The organism is Kitasatospora sp. NPDC101108 (assembly GCF_055584725.1).
In genome coordinates this window covers 589,921-606,993 of the sequence record NZ_JBVJLM010000001.1, presented here as the reverse complement: position 1 = coordinate 606,993, position 17,073 = coordinate 589,921, and the positions used below count along the sequence as shown (strand labels likewise).

General features: G+C 68.6%; 18 protein-coding genes and 1 pseudogene. 7 read left to right on the top strand and 12 right to left on the bottom strand.

Features of this window, described 5'->3' with window-relative positions:
• Positions 1-111: 111 nt before the first annotated feature.
• Positions 112-456, bottom strand: a complete 345-nt coding sequence (locus tag ACZ6Z8_RS02750; RefSeq protein WP_465605628.1) for a DoxX family protein — start codon at positions 454-456, stop codon at positions 112-114.
• A gap of 543 nt (positions 457-999) precedes the next feature.
• Between ACZ6Z8_RS02750 and ACZ6Z8_RS02745 the strand changes: the two genes are divergently transcribed.
• Positions 1,000-1,808, top strand: a protein-coding gene (locus tag ACZ6Z8_RS02745) for an IS5 family transposase (RefSeq protein ID WP_465606318.1) whose coding sequence is annotated in 2 segments (ribosomal slippage) — positions 1,000-1,339 and positions 1,339-1,808 — 810 coding nt in all. Because the reading frame shifts where the segments join, the coding sequence is not laid out codon by codon here.
• Between the two features lie 378 nt (positions 1,809-2,186).
• Here ACZ6Z8_RS02745 and ACZ6Z8_RS02740 read toward each other — a convergent pair.
• Complete coding sequence (locus ACZ6Z8_RS02740) at positions 2,187-3,119, bottom strand: LysR family transcriptional regulator (protein ID WP_465605626.1); 933 nt, start codon at positions 3,117-3,119, stop codon at positions 2,187-2,189.
• Between the two features lie 108 nt (positions 3,120-3,227).
• Between ACZ6Z8_RS02740 and ACZ6Z8_RS02735 the strand changes: the two genes are divergently transcribed.
• A complete protein-coding gene (locus tag ACZ6Z8_RS02735) occupies positions 3,228-4,073 on the top strand; it encodes an alpha/beta hydrolase (RefSeq protein WP_465606316.1) in 846 nt (281 codons plus the stop codon).
• An 86-nt stretch (positions 4,074-4,159) separates the two neighbouring features.
• Complete coding sequence (locus tag ACZ6Z8_RS02730) at positions 4,160-5,539, top strand: MFS transporter (RefSeq protein ID WP_465605624.1); 1,380 nt, start codon at positions 4,160-4,162, stop codon at positions 5,537-5,539.
• A 268-nt stretch (positions 5,540-5,807) separates the two neighbouring features.
• Here the strand turns inward: ACZ6Z8_RS02730 and ACZ6Z8_RS02725 are convergent, their stop codons facing one another.
• From ACZ6Z8_RS02725 to ACZ6Z8_RS02710, 4 genes and pseudogenes are all read right to left on the bottom strand, one after another.
• The gene (locus tag ACZ6Z8_RS02725; protein WP_465605622.1) at positions 5,808-7,031 is read right to left on the bottom strand and encodes an IS4 family transposase; all 1,224 of its coding nucleotides are present in this window, start codon (positions 7,029-7,031) and stop codon (positions 5,808-5,810) included.
• A gap of 151 nt (positions 7,032-7,182) precedes the next feature.
• Positions 7,183-8,148: pseudogene (locus tag ACZ6Z8_RS02720) on the bottom strand (IS701 family transposase); the annotation flags it as partial.
• A 109-nt stretch (positions 8,149-8,257) separates the two neighbouring features.
• Positions 8,258-8,626 carry a group II intron maturase-specific domain-containing protein gene (locus ACZ6Z8_RS02715; RefSeq protein WP_465606314.1) on the bottom strand — a complete coding sequence of 123 codons (369 nt, stop codon included), beginning with the start codon at positions 8,624-8,626 and terminating at the stop codon, positions 8,258-8,260.
• Between the two features lie 245 nt (positions 8,627-8,871).
• On the bottom strand, positions 8,872-10,032 hold the full coding sequence (locus ACZ6Z8_RS02710) for a hypothetical protein (protein WP_465605620.1): 1,161 nt from the start codon (positions 10,030-10,032) through the stop codon (positions 8,872-8,874).
• Positions 10,033-10,387: 355 nt separating this feature from the next.
• Between ACZ6Z8_RS02710 and ACZ6Z8_RS02705 the strand changes: the two genes are divergently transcribed.
• Together ACZ6Z8_RS02705 and ACZ6Z8_RS02700 are read left to right on the top strand one after the other, a co-directional pair.
• Positions 10,388-10,801, top strand: a complete 414-nt coding sequence (locus tag ACZ6Z8_RS02705; protein ID WP_465605618.1) for a hypothetical protein — start codon at positions 10,388-10,390, stop codon at positions 10,799-10,801.
• Positions 10,802-10,871: 70 nt separating this feature from the next.
• Positions 10,872-11,414, top strand: coding sequence for a hypothetical protein (locus ACZ6Z8_RS02700; protein ID WP_465605616.1), 543 nt, complete (start codon positions 10,872-10,874; stop codon positions 11,412-11,414).
• 26 nt (positions 11,415-11,440) lie between these two features.
• Here the strand turns inward: ACZ6Z8_RS02700 and ACZ6Z8_RS02695 are convergent, their stop codons facing one another.
• Positions 11,441-11,575, bottom strand: a complete 135-nt coding sequence (locus ACZ6Z8_RS02695; protein ID WP_465605614.1) for a hypothetical protein — start codon at positions 11,573-11,575, stop codon at positions 11,441-11,443.
• Positions 11,576-11,662: 87 nt separating this feature from the next.
• Here ACZ6Z8_RS02695 and ACZ6Z8_RS02690 point away from each other — a divergent pair, with 87 nt between their 5' ends.
• Positions 11,663-12,094 (top strand): hemopexin repeat-containing protein, encoded by a 432-nt coding sequence (locus ACZ6Z8_RS02690; RefSeq protein WP_465605611.1) that lies wholly within the window; start codon positions 11,663-11,665, stop codon positions 12,092-12,094.
• A gap of 360 nt (positions 12,095-12,454) precedes the next feature.
• Here ACZ6Z8_RS02690 and ACZ6Z8_RS02685 read toward each other — a convergent pair whose 3' ends face one another.
• The 5 genes from ACZ6Z8_RS02685 to ACZ6Z8_RS02665 form a co-directional block, all read right to left on the bottom strand.
• On the bottom strand, positions 12,455-12,766 hold the full coding sequence (locus ACZ6Z8_RS02685; RefSeq protein ID WP_465605609.1) for a hypothetical protein: 312 nt from the start codon (positions 12,764-12,766) through the stop codon (positions 12,455-12,457).
• A gap of 236 nt (positions 12,767-13,002) precedes the next feature.
• A complete protein-coding gene (locus tag ACZ6Z8_RS02680; protein WP_465606313.1) occupies positions 13,003-13,215 on the bottom strand; it encodes a cold-shock protein in 213 nt (70 codons plus the stop codon).
• Between the two features lie 39 nt (positions 13,216-13,254).
• Positions 13,255-13,608: a hypothetical protein gene (locus tag ACZ6Z8_RS02675; protein WP_465605608.1), complete on the bottom strand. Its 354-nt coding sequence runs from the start codon at positions 13,606-13,608 to the stop codon at positions 13,255-13,257.
• Positions 13,609-14,088: 480 nt separating this feature from the next.
• Complete coding sequence (locus tag ACZ6Z8_RS02670; protein ID WP_465605606.1) at positions 14,089-15,408, bottom strand: site-specific integrase; 1,320 nt, start codon at positions 15,406-15,408, stop codon at positions 14,089-14,091.
• Positions 15,409-15,533: 125 nt separating this feature from the next.
• Positions 15,534-15,776, bottom strand: coding sequence for a YozE family protein (locus ACZ6Z8_RS02665; protein WP_465605604.1), 243 nt, complete (start codon positions 15,774-15,776; stop codon positions 15,534-15,536).
• 231 nt (positions 15,777-16,007) lie between these two features.
• Here ACZ6Z8_RS02665 and ACZ6Z8_RS02660 point away from each other — a divergent pair, with 231 nt between their 5' ends.
• Entirely contained in the window at positions 16,008-16,334 is a 327-nt protein-coding gene (locus tag ACZ6Z8_RS02660) for an XF1762 family protein (RefSeq protein WP_465605602.1), read from the top strand.
• Positions 16,335-17,073 lie beyond the last annotated feature (739 nt).

Below are 17,073 nucleotides of genomic sequence, written 5' to 3'. Positions count from 1 at the left end.
CCCGTCGGGCGGCGTTTCGAGGGTGAGATCGCAGCTCGCGGCAGCCCTGCTTGCAGGGCGAAACTGCCGGAGCTGCCCCTCCGTGGAGGCGTGGACCCGACCGGCGGCGTTTCAGGCGAACAAGGCCGCGAGGTACGAGGCGACAAGCACCGCGCACACGGCGGCGGGTACGACTTTGGCAACCGGGTCGCCCTTGCGCAGGTGTACGACGACAGCTCCGGCGAGCAGCAGGAGAAGCCCGACCCCCGCGACGCCGCCGAGGGGCGGCACTGCGAGGCCGAGCGCCACGCCGGCGGCTCCTGCCAGTTGCAGCACGCCGATGCGGCGGTAGGCGGCGACGGAGAAGCCGGTCTCGGCGGCCAGCTCGCGCGCCTTCGGCAATGCGAGTGCATTGAGCACTCCGATCGCCCCGAAGATCAGGGCGATGGCGCAGGCGAGGGTGATAGTGAGGATCATGCGGTATCTCCAGGGTGCCGGCGTCGCACGCGGCGTGGGCATCAAGGGTGACGGCCTGCTGGGGGGCGGGTCGCCGCGAGACCGTTACGGGTGTGCCGCCGCGGTGATGCCGAGACGGCTGCCGAGTCTTCGCATGGTCAGACCTCGATGCCGCCCCCGTCCAGAAGGGCGATGGCCGCCTGGACGATCCGCTCTTCGTGCAGGGCGTCGCGGGGCATCCCCGCGGTCGTAAGCGTGGGGCTGCTCGGGGCACTTTCTTGCTGTGGGAACGAGGCCGCGGTGTGCGGCTTTGGGGGCGCATGAACCGTACGTCGACGAGGACGGGGTGTCGTGCGCGTCGGCGCGCGGTTCATGCGTGGGGGCCGTTGCGGTAGGTCAGCCGAGAGATCCCGCGGGCCGGATGCTGCGCAGCAGCCGTACTCCGGACTCGCGCAACTGGTCCTTGACCTCGTCTAGGCCCAATGCCGGTGACTTACTGATCGTTTCAGAATGAGTTGAGCTGTGGTCTTGCACTTGGCGATCTTGATCGGCAGAGTGTCCGGGGTGCCTGCTGATCTTGTTCCTGATGACCTGTGGGGGCGAGTGGCGCCGTTGTTGCCGCCCGCTCCCGAGCGGCGCCGCCGTCACCCCGGACGGCTGCGTGTTCCGGACCGGGCCGCACTCGCCGGCGTCATGTACGTACTGCGGACCGGTGTCGCCTGGCGTGATGTCCCCGCGGAGACCGTGGGCTGCTCCGGGGTGACGGCCTGGCGTCGGCTGCGGGACTGGACCGAGGCCGGCGTCTGGCCGCGCTTGCACGCGGCCCTGCTGACCGAGCTGCGCCGCGCCGGCCTGTTGGATCTTGAGCACTGCGCTGTTGACGGCTCGCATGTCCGGGCCCTGAAAGGGGGGATCACGTCGGCCCCTCGCCAGTCGACCGCGCCCGTCCCGGTTCCAAGCACCACTTGATAGTCGACCGGCACGGAACCCCGCTCGCCGTCACGCTCACCGGCGGCAACCGGCACGATGTCACCCAGCTGCTGCCGCTGCTCGACGCGGTTCCGCCGATCCGGGGGCTGCGAGGACGGCCCCGCCGCAAGCCGCGGTACCTGTATGCCGACCGGGGCTATGACTTCGACAAGTATCGCCGCCTGCTGTGGAAGCGTGGCATCAAGCCCATGATCGCCCGACGTGGTGTCGCCCACGGCTCCGGGCTCGGCAAAGTCCGTTGGGTGGTGGAACGGTCCTTCGCCTGGCTGCACCAGTTCAAACGACTCCGGATCCGCTACGAACGACGCGCCAGCCTCCATCAGGGCCTGCTCGAACTGGCCTGTAGCCTCATATGCCTCCGTCGCCCACGCACTTCATTCTGACATGATCATTAAAGGTCCGCGTGCTGCGGACCGGTGTCGCATGCTGGGTGAACTACGCCGTCGACCGCCACGGAACACCGCTCGCCGTCCCGCTCACCGGCAGCAACCGCCGCGACAGCGCCCAACTCCTGCCACTGCTGGACGCGGTCACACCGATCCAGGGACTTCGCGGACGCCTCCGGCGCAAGCCCCGACGCCTGGATGCCCCGTCAGGTCTGCGCTCAGCCTCTTCGGTGACTGCGGCGAGGGGCGCCGGTGCCGGGCGTGCGGGCCGACGCAACGTTCTGAGACTCGCTCGTGTATGCCGTGCGCCTAACGCCGAGGCCGCCCCGTGTCGGAAGGCCGGACACGCGCATGCGAAGGGATGACCGGCCCGAATCAAGTGTGGGGCCGGAGCCGGTCGTTGAGTGCGGCACCGACGTCGGGGCAGTTCTTCCGGATGGTGTCGAGGAAGGCGCGCAGCACCGGGGAGTGATCGCGGGCCGCGAAGGACAGGACGAGATCGGGCAGGGGCGTGCGCGGGGTCACTTCACAGAACCGCACTCCCGGACGCGGGACCGCCTTCATGCGGGACGGCCCCAGGCCGACGCCCACACCCGAGGCGGCGAGGCCGATGATCGTGTGCACGTCCCTCGCGACGGTCGCGCCATCGAGAGCCGATGAATCCGTGCCCAGCAGGGTGCGCAGTCCGGCGACTACAGCGGGCTCGTCCTCGCCGGCCGACACGATCAGCGCCTGTCGCCGCAACTGGTCGACACTTACCGACTGTTGACCCGCGTACGGGTGCACCGTACTTACCACAGCGATCACGTGGTCGCGTCCGACCGGGACGGACACGAGATGCTCGGCTCCGGCACCCCGTGGCGGGCCGAGGGTGAGGGCCACGTCCAGCTCCCCGGCGACGAGAGCTGAGCTGCTGCGGCTGGTCGCCATCTCGTGCAGTTCCAGTCTCACGTCGGGCCGTTCACGGCCGAACCGGCTCAGGACGCCCGGCAGCGGGTCGAGCAGTGCCGAGGCGATGAAGCCGAGGCGCAGACGTCCCGTCTCGCCGCGCGCGGCCCGGCCCGCGTCGGCCGTGGCCGCCGCGATCTCGTCGAGCGCCCGGCGTGCCCGCGCGAGGAACGCCTCACCGGCGGCGGTCGGGAACACCCCCTGACGTGTGCGGTCAAACAGCCGGGCCCCGACCTCGCGCTCCAGGTCGGCGATCTGCTTGGACAGCGGCGGCTGCGCAATGCCCAGCTCGCCGGCCGCCCGGCCGAAGTGTTCGTGCTCGGCGAGAGCAACCGCGTACCGCAGGTGTCGCGCTTCCACGACTCGCCCTCCATCCCATCGGCTGCTGGCAATACCTCAAAGATATTGCCATGCCACTTACCAGATCTATGAATGGATGGCGCTGTGGTTCCTGTCTGGAATGGAGCCATGAAGTACGTATCTCTGACCGACACCGTCTTCGTTTTCGTGCACGGCGCCTGGCACAGCTCCGGACAGTGGGCAGCGACGCAGCGCGCGCTGGCCGGACTGGGCGCTGCGAGCGTGGCCGTCGACATGCCGGGGCACGGCTTCGATGCACCCCTGCCCACCGGATACCTGCTGCCCGGCCAGCCGGGCCTGCTGACCGAGAAGTCACAGCTAGCCACCCTGACGATGGACGACTGCGCCGAGGCAGTACTGAGCGTCCTGCACCAGGTGCGTCACCATCGCACTGTCGTGCTCGTCGCGCACAGCGCGGGCGGCGGTCCCGCGTCCCTGGCCGCGGAGCGGGCGCCGGAGCTGGTGGACCGGATGGTCTACCTGTCCGCGTTCGTCCCGGGCGGGCGGCCGCGGTTCTTCGACTATCTGGGCTCACCCGAGAACGCCACCGCGCTGGGCCAGAACCTGAACCTCGGCGACCCCGAAGCCCTGGGCGCCGTACGGATCAATCCGCTCTCATCGGATCCCGCCTACCTCGACGAACTGCGGGAAACTCACTACCACGACACCCCCCTGGACCGCTTTGACCGGTGGCGGTCCGCGCTGACCCCTGACCTGCCCCTGGCGATCCCGACGACTCCAGTCACCCTGACCGCAGCACGGTGGGGACGAATTCCACGAACTTTCCTGCGCTGCGCCGAGGACCGGGCACTGGCACCGGCCGCGCAGGACCTCATGATCACGGAAGCCGACCGGGCCTTCCCCGGTAACCCGTTCACCGTGCATACCCTGCCCGGCAGCCACAGCCCGTTCGCAGCCCGGCCGGGCGAACTCGCCGCGGCCCTCGCCTCGTGAGCCGGCATCGGCCCGTGAAGGGTTCCCCGTCCCTGAGCGGGGGACGGCTCGCGGCCGGTGGCGGCGGGCGGCTCGTACTGCCGGTCGTGCTGAGCGCGACATTCGTGCAGTTGCTCAACGTCACCGTCGCGCAGATCGCCGCCCCGGCGATCCGGGCCGACCTGGGTGCCGGCTCAGGTGCCGTGCAGCTGATCCTGGCCGGGTACACCCTGACCTACGCCTGCTTGCTCATCACGGCCGCGCGCCTCGGCGACCGGTACAGCTACCACCGGCTGTTCGTGCTGGGCACCGTCGTCTTCATGGCCGGTTCAGTAGCGGCCGCGTGTGCTCCCGATGCCACGTTCCTCATCGCGGCCCGGCTGGTCCAGGGCGCGGGCAGCGGCTTGGTCGCCCCGCAGGTTCTGTCGATCATCCAGGTCGTCGTCCCCGCTGCCCGGCGCCCACGGGCTCTCGGCCTGTTCGGTGCCACGATGGGAGTGGCGTCGCTGGCCGGGCCGCTGATTGGCGGACTTCTCGTCGGCGCCGACCTCTTCGGTCTCGGATGGCGCTCGGCGTTCCTGGTCACGGTGCCGGTGGCACTCGTCTCGCTCGCGGGCGCGACCGTACTGCCTCGCACGCGAGGCGCGGCCGGGCAGCGCGTGGACGGGGTGGGCGTGTTGCTGACCACCGTGGGCTTCGGCTCGCTGGTGCTGCCGCTCGCGCTGGGAGGGGAAGCCGGCTGGCCCTGGTGGACATGGGCCACGCTGGCCGTGTCCGTGGCCGTTCTCGGCTGCTTCGCGCTGACTCTCCCGCACCGGCCGGATCCCCTGGTGCATCCGTCGCTGTTCCGCGACCGGAGGGCGCGTGCGGGGGTGCTGCTGATGTTCGTGTTCAACTCCGGGGTGCCGTCCTTCACGTATCTGCTGTTCCTGCATCTACAGTCGGCCATCGGGTATCCCGCCCTCACGGCCGCGCTGACGTCGGCTCCCTTCGCGGCTGCGGCCGTGCTGGGCAGCCGTGGCGCACCCGCGCTGGCCCGCCGACACGGGTCGGCCGTGCTCACGGTCTCGGCGCTGGTATTGGCGGGGACGGCCCTGGCTCTCGCGCCGCTCATCGGCACGGCGGCCGGACGCTGGGCGGCGTTGCCGGTCCTGGCTCTCGGCGGCGCCGCGTTCGGCTCGTTCACCGCCTCGGTGTTCGCTCTGGTGCTGGCGAGGGTGGACGGCTCCGCGGCCGGTTCTGTGTCCGGGCTGTTGCCCACGGCTCAGCAGCTGGGCGGGTCGATCGGGGTGGCTGCGGCGGGGCTCGTCTACTTCGCACCCGCCGCCGGCCCGGGCGCCGCGTTTCGGCACGCCATGATCTACGAGGCCGCCGTCTTCGCCGTCACCGCGCTGATCAGCCTTCGGATGCGCGATCGGAACCGACCAGCCGCGCCACGGGCAGATTCGGCGCGTGCTGCGGGGATGTTCGAAACACCTGGATCGTGAGCCCGGCGAAGCGCCGGGATGCGAGGCAGCAGGCTCGTAAGCCCAGACGCCGAGCCGGCCTGCGGCCTCATCTGCCTCCGCCGTCTGCGAACCTCATTCTGAAACGATCAGTTAGGTTGTGTCGGCTCTGGTGATCGTGATGACAGTCGGGAGCGGTGGTGGCCAGTCTCGGTGTTGGGCGCGTTTGAGGGGCCAGTTGGACATCTTGCGTTTGATGACGCGCGGGAAGGTCCGCTGGCGGCGTTCGGGTAGCAGACGTTCGGTGATCTCAGCCAGGGTGCGGGTCAGTGCTCTGGCGAGTCTGCCGGGGGGAAAGCGCCGCCTGGGCTGGGACCTGGCGGCGCACGACCCGCAGACTGCGGGTGAAGGAGAGCCGGTCGGGGTCCAGGCCCTCGTGGAGGGCTGCCTGGTGCATCAACTGTCGGATCGCGTGGTGGACGAGCAGGAAGCCGTAGACCTCCTGCTCGACGCCCCACGGGTACTTCGATCGCAGGACGAGCTTGGGCCCGCGCTGGTGGGTCTTGATCTCGTCCAGCGTGGTCTCGATCTCCCAGCGCTGTGCGTAGAGCGCGGCCAACTCGGCGGCGGGTGCCTCCTCGGGGTCGATGAGGGTGGTGACCAGACGGTAGACGGTGGTGTCCCCGGTGCGGGCCAGGGTGTATTCGATGACTCGGACGGTCACCGGGTTGCGGCGGCTCCTGCGGTCGGGCTCGGCGTGGACCGTGCTCAGGTAGGAGCCGTCGTCGAGGACTCGAACGACGGGCAGGTTCGCGCTCTTGCGCACCCGCCACAGCAGGTCCGCTCCGGTGGCCCGCGCGTGCTGCCACAGCTCGAAGCCGTAGAAGCCCCGGTCCGCCAGCAGCAGCATCCCGGCTTCCAGACGGTCGAACAGCCGCCGGGAGAGCGTCTGCTCGCTGACCGACAGCGGGCCCACCTCAGCGGCGAACACCGCGTGGGTGCCGCACTCGGCCAGCCCCACCACCCGGGCCTGCGGGAACGCGCCCGTCCCGCGACCTGTACCCGGACGGCCGAAGAAAGCGTCGTTGTCAGCGGTGTCCGCCAGGTCCAGCGTGCTGCCATCGACCGCCACAACGCGCCAGCGCTGGTACCAGGCGCCCGCCGTCTCGGGCACCGCCACCGGATGGCACACCCGCGCGAACAGCAACCGCAACGGCTCGACACCCAGCCGACGACGGGCCCGGCCGATCGCGGCGGTCGTGGGCACCTGCCACGACCGCCGCCCGCCCCCCAGCCCCTCACCCAGCAGCCGGGCGACCTCCTCATAGCCCTGTCCGAAGAACAGGCACATCGCCAGCACGAAGTACACGACTACCCGCGCCGGCAACAGCCGTCTCCGCTTCTCGACCCGCCCGGTCTCCGCGATCACCTCATCGACCAGACCCGGCGGAAACGCCTGCGTCAGCACCCCGATCGCGATCCGATCCGACAACCGCTCACCCGCAGGCGACTTGACCTGCCCCACCCTCGCCACACCACAACCAACGAGAGCGACAAGACAAAGTCACCGGCATTGGGGCTTGGTCAGGTCCGTATGGGTGTGGGGATGTCGCGGTGGCAGGTGGGGCAGGCGCCGGCCCAGGTGGCGAGGAGTAACTGCAGCTCGCGGACGACTTGGTAGAGGCTCAGGCCGGCGCCGCGTCTTTTGGGGCGGTCGCCAGTCTGCGCAGGGTGCAGAACGCGTGGGCGAGGGAGACCAGCGTGACATGGTGGTGCCAGCCGGTGAACGTACGGCCCTCGAAGTGGGCCAGGCCCAGGGCCTGCTTCATCTCGCGGTAGTCGTGCTTGATGCGCCAGCGGAGTTTGGCCAGCCGGACCAGGGTGGTCAGCGGAGTGGTGGCGGGCAGGTCGGAGAGCCAGAACTGGACCGGTTCGGCCTCGGTGGCGGGCCATTCGGCCAGCATCCAGCACTCGGCGAGTTCCACGCCCTGGGTGGCGTCGCGGATCTCCCGTCCGGCGGGACGGATCCGCAGGGCCACGAAGCGCGAGTACATGCGCTTGTAGCCGGTGCGGCCCTTGCCCGGCCGCGAGCCCTCACGCCACTGCACCGGACGTGCCGCTTTCCGGCCGGCCTCGATGACCAGGGCTTTGACCGAGCGGGGCGGGTCGGGATACTTGGGCACCGGTGGCCGCCCGGTGCCGCTGTAAGGCGGCGTGACCGGGCGGGCATCGGCGGGGTGGGCGGTGGGTGTGGTGGAGATCCCGACCACGTAGTTCAGGCCGCGCCGGTTCAGCCCGAGCCGGAACGCGACGCTGTCGCCGTAGCCCGCGTCCGCCAGGACCAGCGGGACGTCCACGCCCCACGAGCGGGTTTCGTCGATCATGTCGAGCGCGAGCTGCCACTTCTCGACATGGCCCAGGTCTGCCGGGATACCGCAGCGTTCCCGGCGGGCGACCTTGACCGGGTCCGCCAGAACCGAGCCGGGATCCCAGGACTTGGGCAGGAACAGGCGCCAGTTGACCGGTGCGGAGGCGTGGTCGCGGGCCAGGTGCACCGACACTCCCACCTGGCAGCTGGTGACCTTGCCCGCGGTGCCTGTGTACTGCCGTGACACGCACGCGGAAGCGTCGCCGTCCTTCAGGAGTTGGGTCGGGGACGGGACGCCGTGCACCGTTTCGGGTGTCGGTCTTCCCGTCCCCGCCCGCCGAACCGGACGTGCCCGTTGGCCGAGCATCCGGCTCTCCACGCGATCCGATGAGTCAGGCGAGGTATTCGCTGACCTGGCCGACGAAGGCCACATCGTCGTGGGTGGTCCGGCGGAAGCGCGCTCCGGCCGGGTTCACCTCGTCGACGTTGTAACGCGTGCTGATCTGCGCTCCGCGATAGCGGTAGCGTTCGACCCGCATCCTCGCCGGGCTGTAGAGGACGATCCCACCCTCGGTGATGCAGTCGGCTCCGAAATACAGCCGCCGCAGCCGTTTCCAGGTCATCCGGGGGTGCTTGCGGCGTATCCAGAGGATCATCCTCCACCAGGCATAGTGGCCGAGGTAGGAGAACGTCTTCTTCGATGCGCCGTAGCGGAAGTAGGCAGCCCAGCCCCGCAGGACCGGGTTGACCGTCCGCAACACCGCCTCCAACGAGAGCAGGGTCGTGCCCCGCCGCCCCCACATCATCCGGCCCCGCCGGGCGAAGGCCCTGCGGTTCGAGATCGGCGCCCGGGTCGTCTACGCCCGCCTCGTTCATCACCCGGGCAGCCGCCCGAACAACTTCCTCCTCAGGGCGCTGAGGGAAGGCCGTTGACCGGCCTATGGCGGAGGAGCGAGGGCGGTGAGAACGACGGGCGAACGTGATGGGCCGACGAATGCAGGAGGCCCTAGCCTTTTCCCTTCGGATAGCTGCGGCTGATGCGCGGGTCGCTGTGCCAGGTCTTGAACCGCAGGATCTCCTCACCAGTGACGCGGCAGATGGTGTATTCGTCCTGGCGAAAGAAGTCAGCTACGGCGAGGTCGTCGTTGTCGGGAGGTGACACCTCGTACTTATCGCCCAGCTTCTTGGAATGGGACTTCATGCGCTTGCTGCTCGTCTTGATGTTCAGTTCCTCCCCATATGTCCCGCTTGCTTTCGCCCCGATTCCGCCGTATGAGAAGCCGGCTTCCGCAGTGACGCTCCAGTGCGTCTTTTTGTCTACTTCTTGCCCGTACTCCTCTGAAGTGCCTTCCATTACTTCCCAGTACTTCAGCTCCTTGACGCCGCGTGCGTAGATCTTGAAATTCTTATCCGACAGGTGCCAGCACGACTCCCGCCGCATAAGATAGTAGGGCGAGTTTTCCCCCTGCCACTCCTGACTGTGCTTTCCATCGGTGACGAGGTAGTAGGGGATGGCGCAGACTCCCGCCAACTGCGTGCCCTCCACTGGGTCCTCCGGAGGGGTTTTGTGTACGTTATCGTAGAGCGCGCACTCTGGCGGCTGCTTCTTGTTGGTGATCAGATCGGGAAGCGCAAGGCTGCGCTTGGGCTTCTCCTTGTATAGGTTGATGACGCTTTCGTACGTGGAGATTTCCCTGAGGCCGAAGCTGGCCGCCGTCTGCTTGCTGTCACAGAAGTAGAGGATTTGGCGGTTGCCCGTCTCTTCTTTCACCGCCAGGTACTGCGCGCGCCCGGCGTTAAACAGCAAGTAGCTGCCTGCCTCTTCCGGGATGAATTGCCAGACCGCCGCATCCAACTTGTCGCCCGACATTTCCCAGACAGGCCGTGTCCACGGGAGGTTGTTGTGCGCGGTCGCGAGGTATCCGGGGCGGCAGGATCCGGTAGCCCCGCCCCGGACGACGGCCAGAATGCACTTCCCCGTCTTCTTGTGCGCCCAGTGGACGACGAGGTGAGCGGGTGAGGCGTCCTCGGTGTAGTCCACCAGCGAGTTGGTGCCGTCGAACACCCAGCCACTGTGCGTCAGTGTGTAAACCTTCCCGGCCTGCGGCAGCTTATCCTCGTCGACGTGCTGCTCGCGGACATCCGCGACGGATTCGTGCGTTACCATGCCGTTTTCTCCATAGGTTTGCGAGTGATGGTGGCCGGATTGAGGCGGCGTCGGGACGGTGTATGTAAGTCCCAGTCGGGCCTTCGAGTGACGGCTCCTCTGGCGCTGGTTGAAGCGGTTCTCCTGACGGCCGGTCCGACTCAGTGACGACGCTATCCATCAGTCGGCCGGGACTGCGACCCGGCTAGGGCATTCGTATACATTCCTTTGCGCTGGTCGAGCGTTCTGTAAATTTCGGGCGACCGCTCGGTCGCCTGTTCTCCACGAAGCAGCTGCGCTCCGGCTACCCTTGCTCGCGCACGCGCTGACTGGTTGTGGGCCGGGCGTTGGTGCGGAGCCAGAGCAGGAGCCTGCCATGCGCCGTTCTTTCACGATCAACACCGAGCCGCACATCGCCGAGGTCGGCGACGTCGAGCTCGCCTTCCTACCGGAGGTCATGGGCGACGAGTTCCTGGACCACTACGAGCAGCTCCGGGACGCGCAGGCCACCCTCGGCGTCGACGTCGGCGACCTGGCCAACGTCGACCCGAAGCAGCTGCGCCAGGTCACCGCCGCGCTGCGGACGTTCCTGTGCCGCGTGATGCTCCCCGAGTCCGCCGAAACCTTCACCTCGATGCGGATTCCGGACCGGGTCCTCATCGAGCTGCTGGAGTGGGTCGTGGAGCTGTACGGCGGCGGGGCGCGCCCTACTACGTCGTCCAGCGGCTCTGCGCCTGCATTGCCGAGTTCTGGGACGCGTGGGAGGGCGGCCTCGCGCTCCAGGGAGTAGACGTCCACTCCTGGCCGCTGCCGCGGGCACGCTCGTCACGACGAACCCGGACACGGCCTACGACGGCTGCGTGACGCCGAGGGACTGCCTGGAGGACCCGCTGTGCCCGTCGCCGGCGCTGCCGAGCCGCGTGCCGGTCGACCCCTGCTACCCGACCGGGAGCGCCACGTTCCGGCGGACCGTGCTCTCGGTGCCGACCTCCAGTGTCCCCAACTCCTTGGAGATGGTGCCGGTGCTGGAGCTGGAGGTCGGCTCGAAGGATCTGCGCCGCCTGGTTGTGCGCTTCCGGGCTTCCCTCACCGGGACGGACTGTGCCGACCCGCTCGCCGACCCGTGCGCGATCTGCGGGGACATCCAGATCCCGTTCCTGCCCGCCGGGTCGGTGCTCACCGTCGACGGGCGCACCCAGCGGGCGCAGCTGGAGTGCGCGACCGCGAAGGTCGGCTCCTCGACGGCGGCGCCGACGCTGTACGGCGCGAAGGGAGCCGCCTTCCAGTGGCCGGTGTGGCGCTGCCCAGAGGGCATGTGCATCGAGATCCTGACGACCTCGGCGACGACCGGGGCAGGCACCCGGGCCCGCGTGCTGATGGTCACCAGGTCGGACGCGGGGTGACGTGACATGGGCGTTCTCGGGTGTCCTCAGCAGTACGGAGCGGTGATCCACTGGCGGGGCGGGTCCCGGCCGTACACCTCGCCCCGGGTCGACAGCCTCACCTCGGTGGCGTGGAACCGGACGGTCAACGACACCTCCGAGGCCACGATCACGATTGCCAAGGCGCGGGCGCCGGAGTGCTGCGGCCTCCTCGGGGACGTCGAGCCGTACATCCACGAGCTGTCGATCTACCGGGACTCGGATCTCGTGTGGCAGGGGCCGATCAAGCGGGTCGTCGAGACGAGGAGCACCTGGCGCATCGAGGCGAAGGACGTCACGGAGTACCTGGAGCGGACGATCACAACGAGCACCGGGTCGTCAGGAACGGCCCCGGGTCCATCGCACCGGCCTGGCCTGGTCTGCAGGGCACCGCGTTCACCTCCGGCATCGACGCCGCCGCGGAGATCACCGGCAGCTCCACCGACCTGTACCTCTTCAAGGGCGCGGACTTCGTCCGCTACAACGTGGCCACCGAGAGGATCGTCAACGGCCCCAAGCCGATCGCCGCCGGCTGGCCGGGTCTGCAGGGCACCGCCTTCGCCTCGGGTGGCTTCACCGAGGCCGTGAAGGTGCCCGACACCTCCACCACCGACGTCTACCTGTTCAAGGGCGCCGAGTACGTCCGCTACCACATCGGCTGACCCGCACTCCCGGGCGGCCGCGGCCTCGCACCAGGGGGTGCACCGGCGGGCGGCTCGCCCCAGCCCATGGCAGTTCACCGGCGGAAGGAACCCGCTCACCGGTCCCTGCTATTCGACCCCGGCCGCCGGTTTACCGACGGGCCGGGTGCGCCTGGGCGACGCCCTCTTCCGCGAGGGCGTCGCGCCAGGGAGTGCGCCGGAGGGGCGCACCGAGGCAGTCGCCGCAAGCCCCGGCAGCGTCCCGGCTGCCGCGTGAGCGCCCCTGCCACCGAGATCCGGTCTCCGCACCACGGAACCTGCTGCCGGGAAACCGGGGTCACGACCAGGCCTGGCGACCCGCCCTGCGGGAGGGCCGCCGTGTCACGTCAACTTGGCGGGGGAGACGGTGAGCGTGGCCGAGTTCCGCTGCGTCGCGACCGGGGACTCGGCGCCCACGGATCCGGCCGTGACCAGCGCGTAGGCGTGGGCGAGGGTCTCCAGGGCGGCGGCCCCGTGGCCAGGGTTCCTCTCGGCGACGGCCTGCGCCTCGGAGCCGATGGCGGCCAGGAGCTGCTCGCGGGCCTGCACGCCGGCGGGCGAGAGCGGAACCCGCTCCGCTACCACCAACGGGATCTGCCGGATCCCCTCGTCGATCGCGGCGTTCCCGGCCGGCACCACGGTGTCGTCACTCACGTGTCTTCCTCCAGAACAGAAGCCGATCTTTCCTGGTCACCGTAACCACCCCGCTTGCGGCACACCCGACCTGCCGGGGCGCGACCGAAAACATGGCCAGAACCGTGCGACGTTGTCCTGTGCCAACGAACATTGATCGCGCGCCATTGAGGTTTGAGCGCCCTGTCAGGGGCTGCCGGCTGGTGTGTGTAGTCGCGCCCGAGGGGAACACGCAGGCGCGACTACGCGCTGAAGGGCTATTCGGGACGGACCTGTGCGGCCTGCATACCCTTCTGGCCTCGTTCTGCGACGAAGGACACCTTCTGCCCCTCCGTGAGGCTCTTGAAGCCGTCAGTCTCGATGGCCTTGAAGTGAACGAACAGGTCGTCGCCCCCACCGTCAGGGGTGATGAAGCCGAACCCCTTCTCGTCGTTGAACCACTTCACGGTGCCGGTCTGTCGGTTGCTCACGCTGCCGCCGATCTCTCTGAGGGTGATGATCAACCCCAATCACACCACCCTTGCCACTCCGGCGCAGGCAGATCGGGCCATTGATCCAGCGTGATCAACCTTCGATGGCACAGACTCGCGTTCGTCAGACTCCGATGGCACGTGATCAAAGTTCGTTGGCACGGGACAGACGCCGCGGGTCAGCGGCCACTCGTGGTAGCCGACGACCTGCTCGTCCAGCAGCGCACCGGGGACCCGCAGCAGAGGACGCGCCAGGAACGTCAGGCCGCGCTCGATGGTGGCCACGGTGACCTTGAGGCGCTCGGCTCGCTTCTCGCTCGCGTTGATGTCCTGCTTCGCAAGGGCGCCCTGCAGGACGCCGTTCAAGTGGTCGAAGGCCGCTCCGCCGCTCATGGGAGCGTACGGGTACCGGAGCGCTGTCTGTGAGCGCCCGGGCAGAAGTCCGCCGGGAACCGTGTTGCCAGAGGGTTGTCGGTGGATCGCTGCCGAGGCCCTGCGGCGGTCAGCTCTGCGGTCGCATCACGGCCGCCACGGGATCGTGAGCGCGGGCGCCGGCGTCTCCCGCAGCGTTCCGCCGCTGCTCATGGTCATGTCTCCGCGCTGGAAGTGCATGACGCTGGCCGTCACTTCGCTGAGTATTGTGGCCGGCTGAGACGCGGCCAGAGGCGAGGCGTTCAGCGGCACGACGGTCCACTGGCCCTATGCGGCGGGAGCAGGAAGCTGCTCGCTCAGGTACTCCGGCACCTTCCCAGGGGCGAGCCGGTACCAGCCGGTGTCGGGAGCGGTCCACGTGTTCGACATGCCGGTCATCTTCTCGCACCGCCATCCGCATCCGCTGGCCATTTTCAGCTGGCCGCGAGGGTCTGCGGGCGGTCAGCTCTCGGAGCGGAGCTTCCGGGCCACAGCCCAGGGGTTGTCCTTCTTCTGGTTGATCTTGCGGAAGTAGCGCTGCATCGCCTTGCTGTCCTTCGCCCAGTCGCCGAGCTCGGCGATCTGGGCCTCGGCGACGCCGGCTTCCTTCAGCTCGGTGGCGCCGCCCGCGCGAAGCCCGTGCGCAGTGACCTTGGCGGCCGTGGGCGCGTTGAGCAGCGCGTTGAAGCCGCGTTCCGCTCGCTCGGCTTCGTTCAGGTCGGCAATGCGCCGCTCTGCGGCTTTCGCCCGGGCTTTCACGTAACCATTGATGGCCTCACCGCTGAGGAAGGACAGCTCGGTCCACTGCGCGTCGGTCAGCTCATGCGGCTGCCGTGGGTCGCACGCGCCGTCTTCGTGCAGGGGGCAGGTCTGCGGTGTGAGGCGTACGGCCAGGCGGCCGGCCTTGTCGAGCGCGCGGAACGCGGCCTGCGTCTCGGGCTGCCGGATTCGGCGGCCGTACTCCAGCCAGGCGCGCATCCGGCGGACGGGGCACAGGTGCGGGGCGTCGTCGCGGGCGGGCACCCAGCCCTCGTACACCGAGCCGTCCTTGCGGGTCTTGCGGTCGACCAGGCGGACCTCCATGCCGTCGGGGTAGGGCGTGAGGTGGGTGACGACCAGGCGGGCAAGCTCGACTCGACGGGTCAGCAGGTGGAAGCCGAGGGTCAGGATCGCCGCATCCCGTAGGTCTGCTGGCCGGCCGCGGTCGTCACAGACTGCGAGCATGACCTCCAGATCGGCTTCCCGAACCGCTGGGGACTGCTTCTCCGTATTCGTCCTCGACCACTTCATGCGGAACGCCGCGATCATCTCGCGAACTTTCAGGGTGCCGGGCCGGGTATGTCCTGGGGTCTCTTGTTCCTGCCAGGTGACGACAGCGCTGGTGTAAACCTGGACCGTGTTCGGGTCGTAGGTGCCACTACGGATCATCCAGCCGACGTACTCGATCAAGGTGGCGGTCGTGCACGGGAGCGCGACCCGGTTGTGCTGCGCGCACCACCGCTGGAACAGGCTGACCTGGTTGTTCTTGTTGCGGGCGGTGTTGGGTTGGCGTGCGGCCTTCAGCAGCTCCTCGGTCTCGGGGGAGATCACGAAGTCGGCAAGAGTGTAGGTCGGCGCGACGGCCTGCGGCAGCGGCCGGCCGGCGACCAGCACGGTGTCGCGGTGGAAGCCGCTGAGGTCCAGGCCCAGGGGCTCGCGTACTGCGGGAAGGGCTTGCTGATCCTCGTCCAGCAGTTCGGCGTCGACGACGTCGGCGAGAGGTGACTGGTCCAGGTTGGTCACGAAACCTCCTGTGCGACGGGGCCGGGCTTACCGGTGGGCGGTGTTGGTGTGTTCGGGAGGGCCAGTGCGCCCGGTGGCGGGCCAGCTTTCAGGACCACGTCGTTGACGTCGGTTTGGCGTTCTGCTCAGCGCGTCAGCTCGTAGGTCTGCTCGTAGCGCTTCCACGCGTCCTCGAAGGCGTCCATCACATCGAGGCACGCATCCACGGATTCGAGGTACTCGTTGTAGAACTCGAACGACTCGACCCCGTCCTCGGGCTCGGGCCACTCGTCGTCGTCCCGCACGTCGCGGGCGAGGTCGCCGACGGGCGACTGATCGTCAACCAGGCGCAGGAGCCAGGCGGTGAAATCCAGCGGTCCGTCGGACACGCGTACTCCCTCGGGCGTCGTGACACCGGCCCGGACGGCCAGCATCCCTCGTCGGGGGCCCGCCGCGCGGTGCGGGCAGGCTGACGGGACAAAGCTTCCCACAGCGGTTGCCTCGTATATTGCCCGTTATATGAGGCTAACGATGGTTAACTCACGTCAGAGGCCCCCGACGTCGGCGTGGCGCGCCACGAGGGAACGCACGCCCGGCCGCGGTGCTGGCCACAAGCACGTATGAAATTTCGTACGTGTCCATCGAGCGGCACGGTCGGGCCCGAGGGCCGGCCCGTCGCTCGCCGCCTCGACGCCGGCCAGACCCTAGAGGTCGCCCGCACCGACACGACTGCGTGCGCAATGCCAACCGCCTGTTGTTCGAGACGAGTTGCGCGCCGCCAGGCCCTCGGCTACACCTGCCCCATCACCTACACTCAGGCTGGCGAGACTGGCGCCAGCCTGCGCGCCGCCGGCCGGCGCGTCCTCGCCCACCGACCGCCCCGGCCCGGCTGGCACTGCAGCAACCGGTCCCGCCGCCCGCACCCTCTGGGAAGCGGTCCAAACTGACAGCGGACACCTTGCGCGACTTCGCATCGCAACACTGCACCGGAAGTTCCGCGGAAGAACAGCGAACGCTGTGGATCGTAGAAATCTCGGCGGACGACTTGGAACGGGAATTGTAGACGCCGTTTGTCTAACTCCGAGCTTCCGGCTAGACTCAACTGCATTGAAACGCTCGATGTCGTCCGCCACCGACTTCGAAACTTCTTGTCACGCGCCACAGTGAATCAACCAGAACGATCGAAATCAGTTTCTCTGAAAACTGGAATGCATCGTCCCCAATGACTTCCGGTATGGATCCGCCGGAGAACATGGTGAAGTGCCGTCCGGGCGGACTCCGTGGCAGGAACGGCCCGGACGGCAGGCAAACCGCCAACGGCGGCAATCACCCAAGGCGCGACCGAGGATGGCCATCCTCGGTCGCGCCGCCCCCTTACAGCAGGCGAAGAATCTCCCGCAGCAACTTCAAGAGCTCAATGGCGATCGCGCACCACTGCCGGCGGCGTCCCTGGTCATCCTTGGGGTCCGGCTCATCGCCACCCGCCCTCGTCCGAACCGTCATGGAACGCTGCTCCCTCCGAGATGGACGCGCAAGCCGCGTCCGGGCTCTGGACCTGAATGAGCCCAGAATGCGTGGAGGGTCCAGGGGCGTAAACCCTGGAATGCAGTGCCATGGGTAATCGTAGAGCCCCCTGTGGGCGGCTAGCAAATGCACCCCTGGCGCTATTCGAAAGCCTTGAAAAGG

Coding starts and splice junctions, on each gene's coding strand:
- ACZ6Z8_RS02675 (WP_465605608.1), bottom strand. CDS start 13,608: ATGAGCGGCGGAGCGGCCTTCGACCACTTGAACGGCGTCCTGCAGGGC.
- ACZ6Z8_RS02705 (WP_465605618.1), top strand. CDS start 10,388: ATGCGCCGTTCTTTCACGATCAACACCGAGCCGCACATCGCCGAGGTC.
- ACZ6Z8_RS02710 (WP_465605620.1), bottom strand. CDS start 10,032: ATGGTAACGCACGAATCCGTCGCGGATGTCCGCGAGCAGCACGTCGAC.
- ACZ6Z8_RS02750 (WP_465605628.1), bottom strand. CDS start 456: ATGATCCTCACTATCACCCTCGCCTGCGCCATCGCCCTGATCTTCGGG.
- ACZ6Z8_RS02735 (WP_465606316.1), top strand. CDS start 3,228: ATGAAGTACGTATCTCTGACCGACACCGTCTTCGTTTTCGTGCACGGC.
- ACZ6Z8_RS02660 (WP_465605602.1), top strand. CDS start 16,008: ATGAAATTTCGTACGTGTCCATCGAGCGGCACGGTCGGGCCCGAGGGC.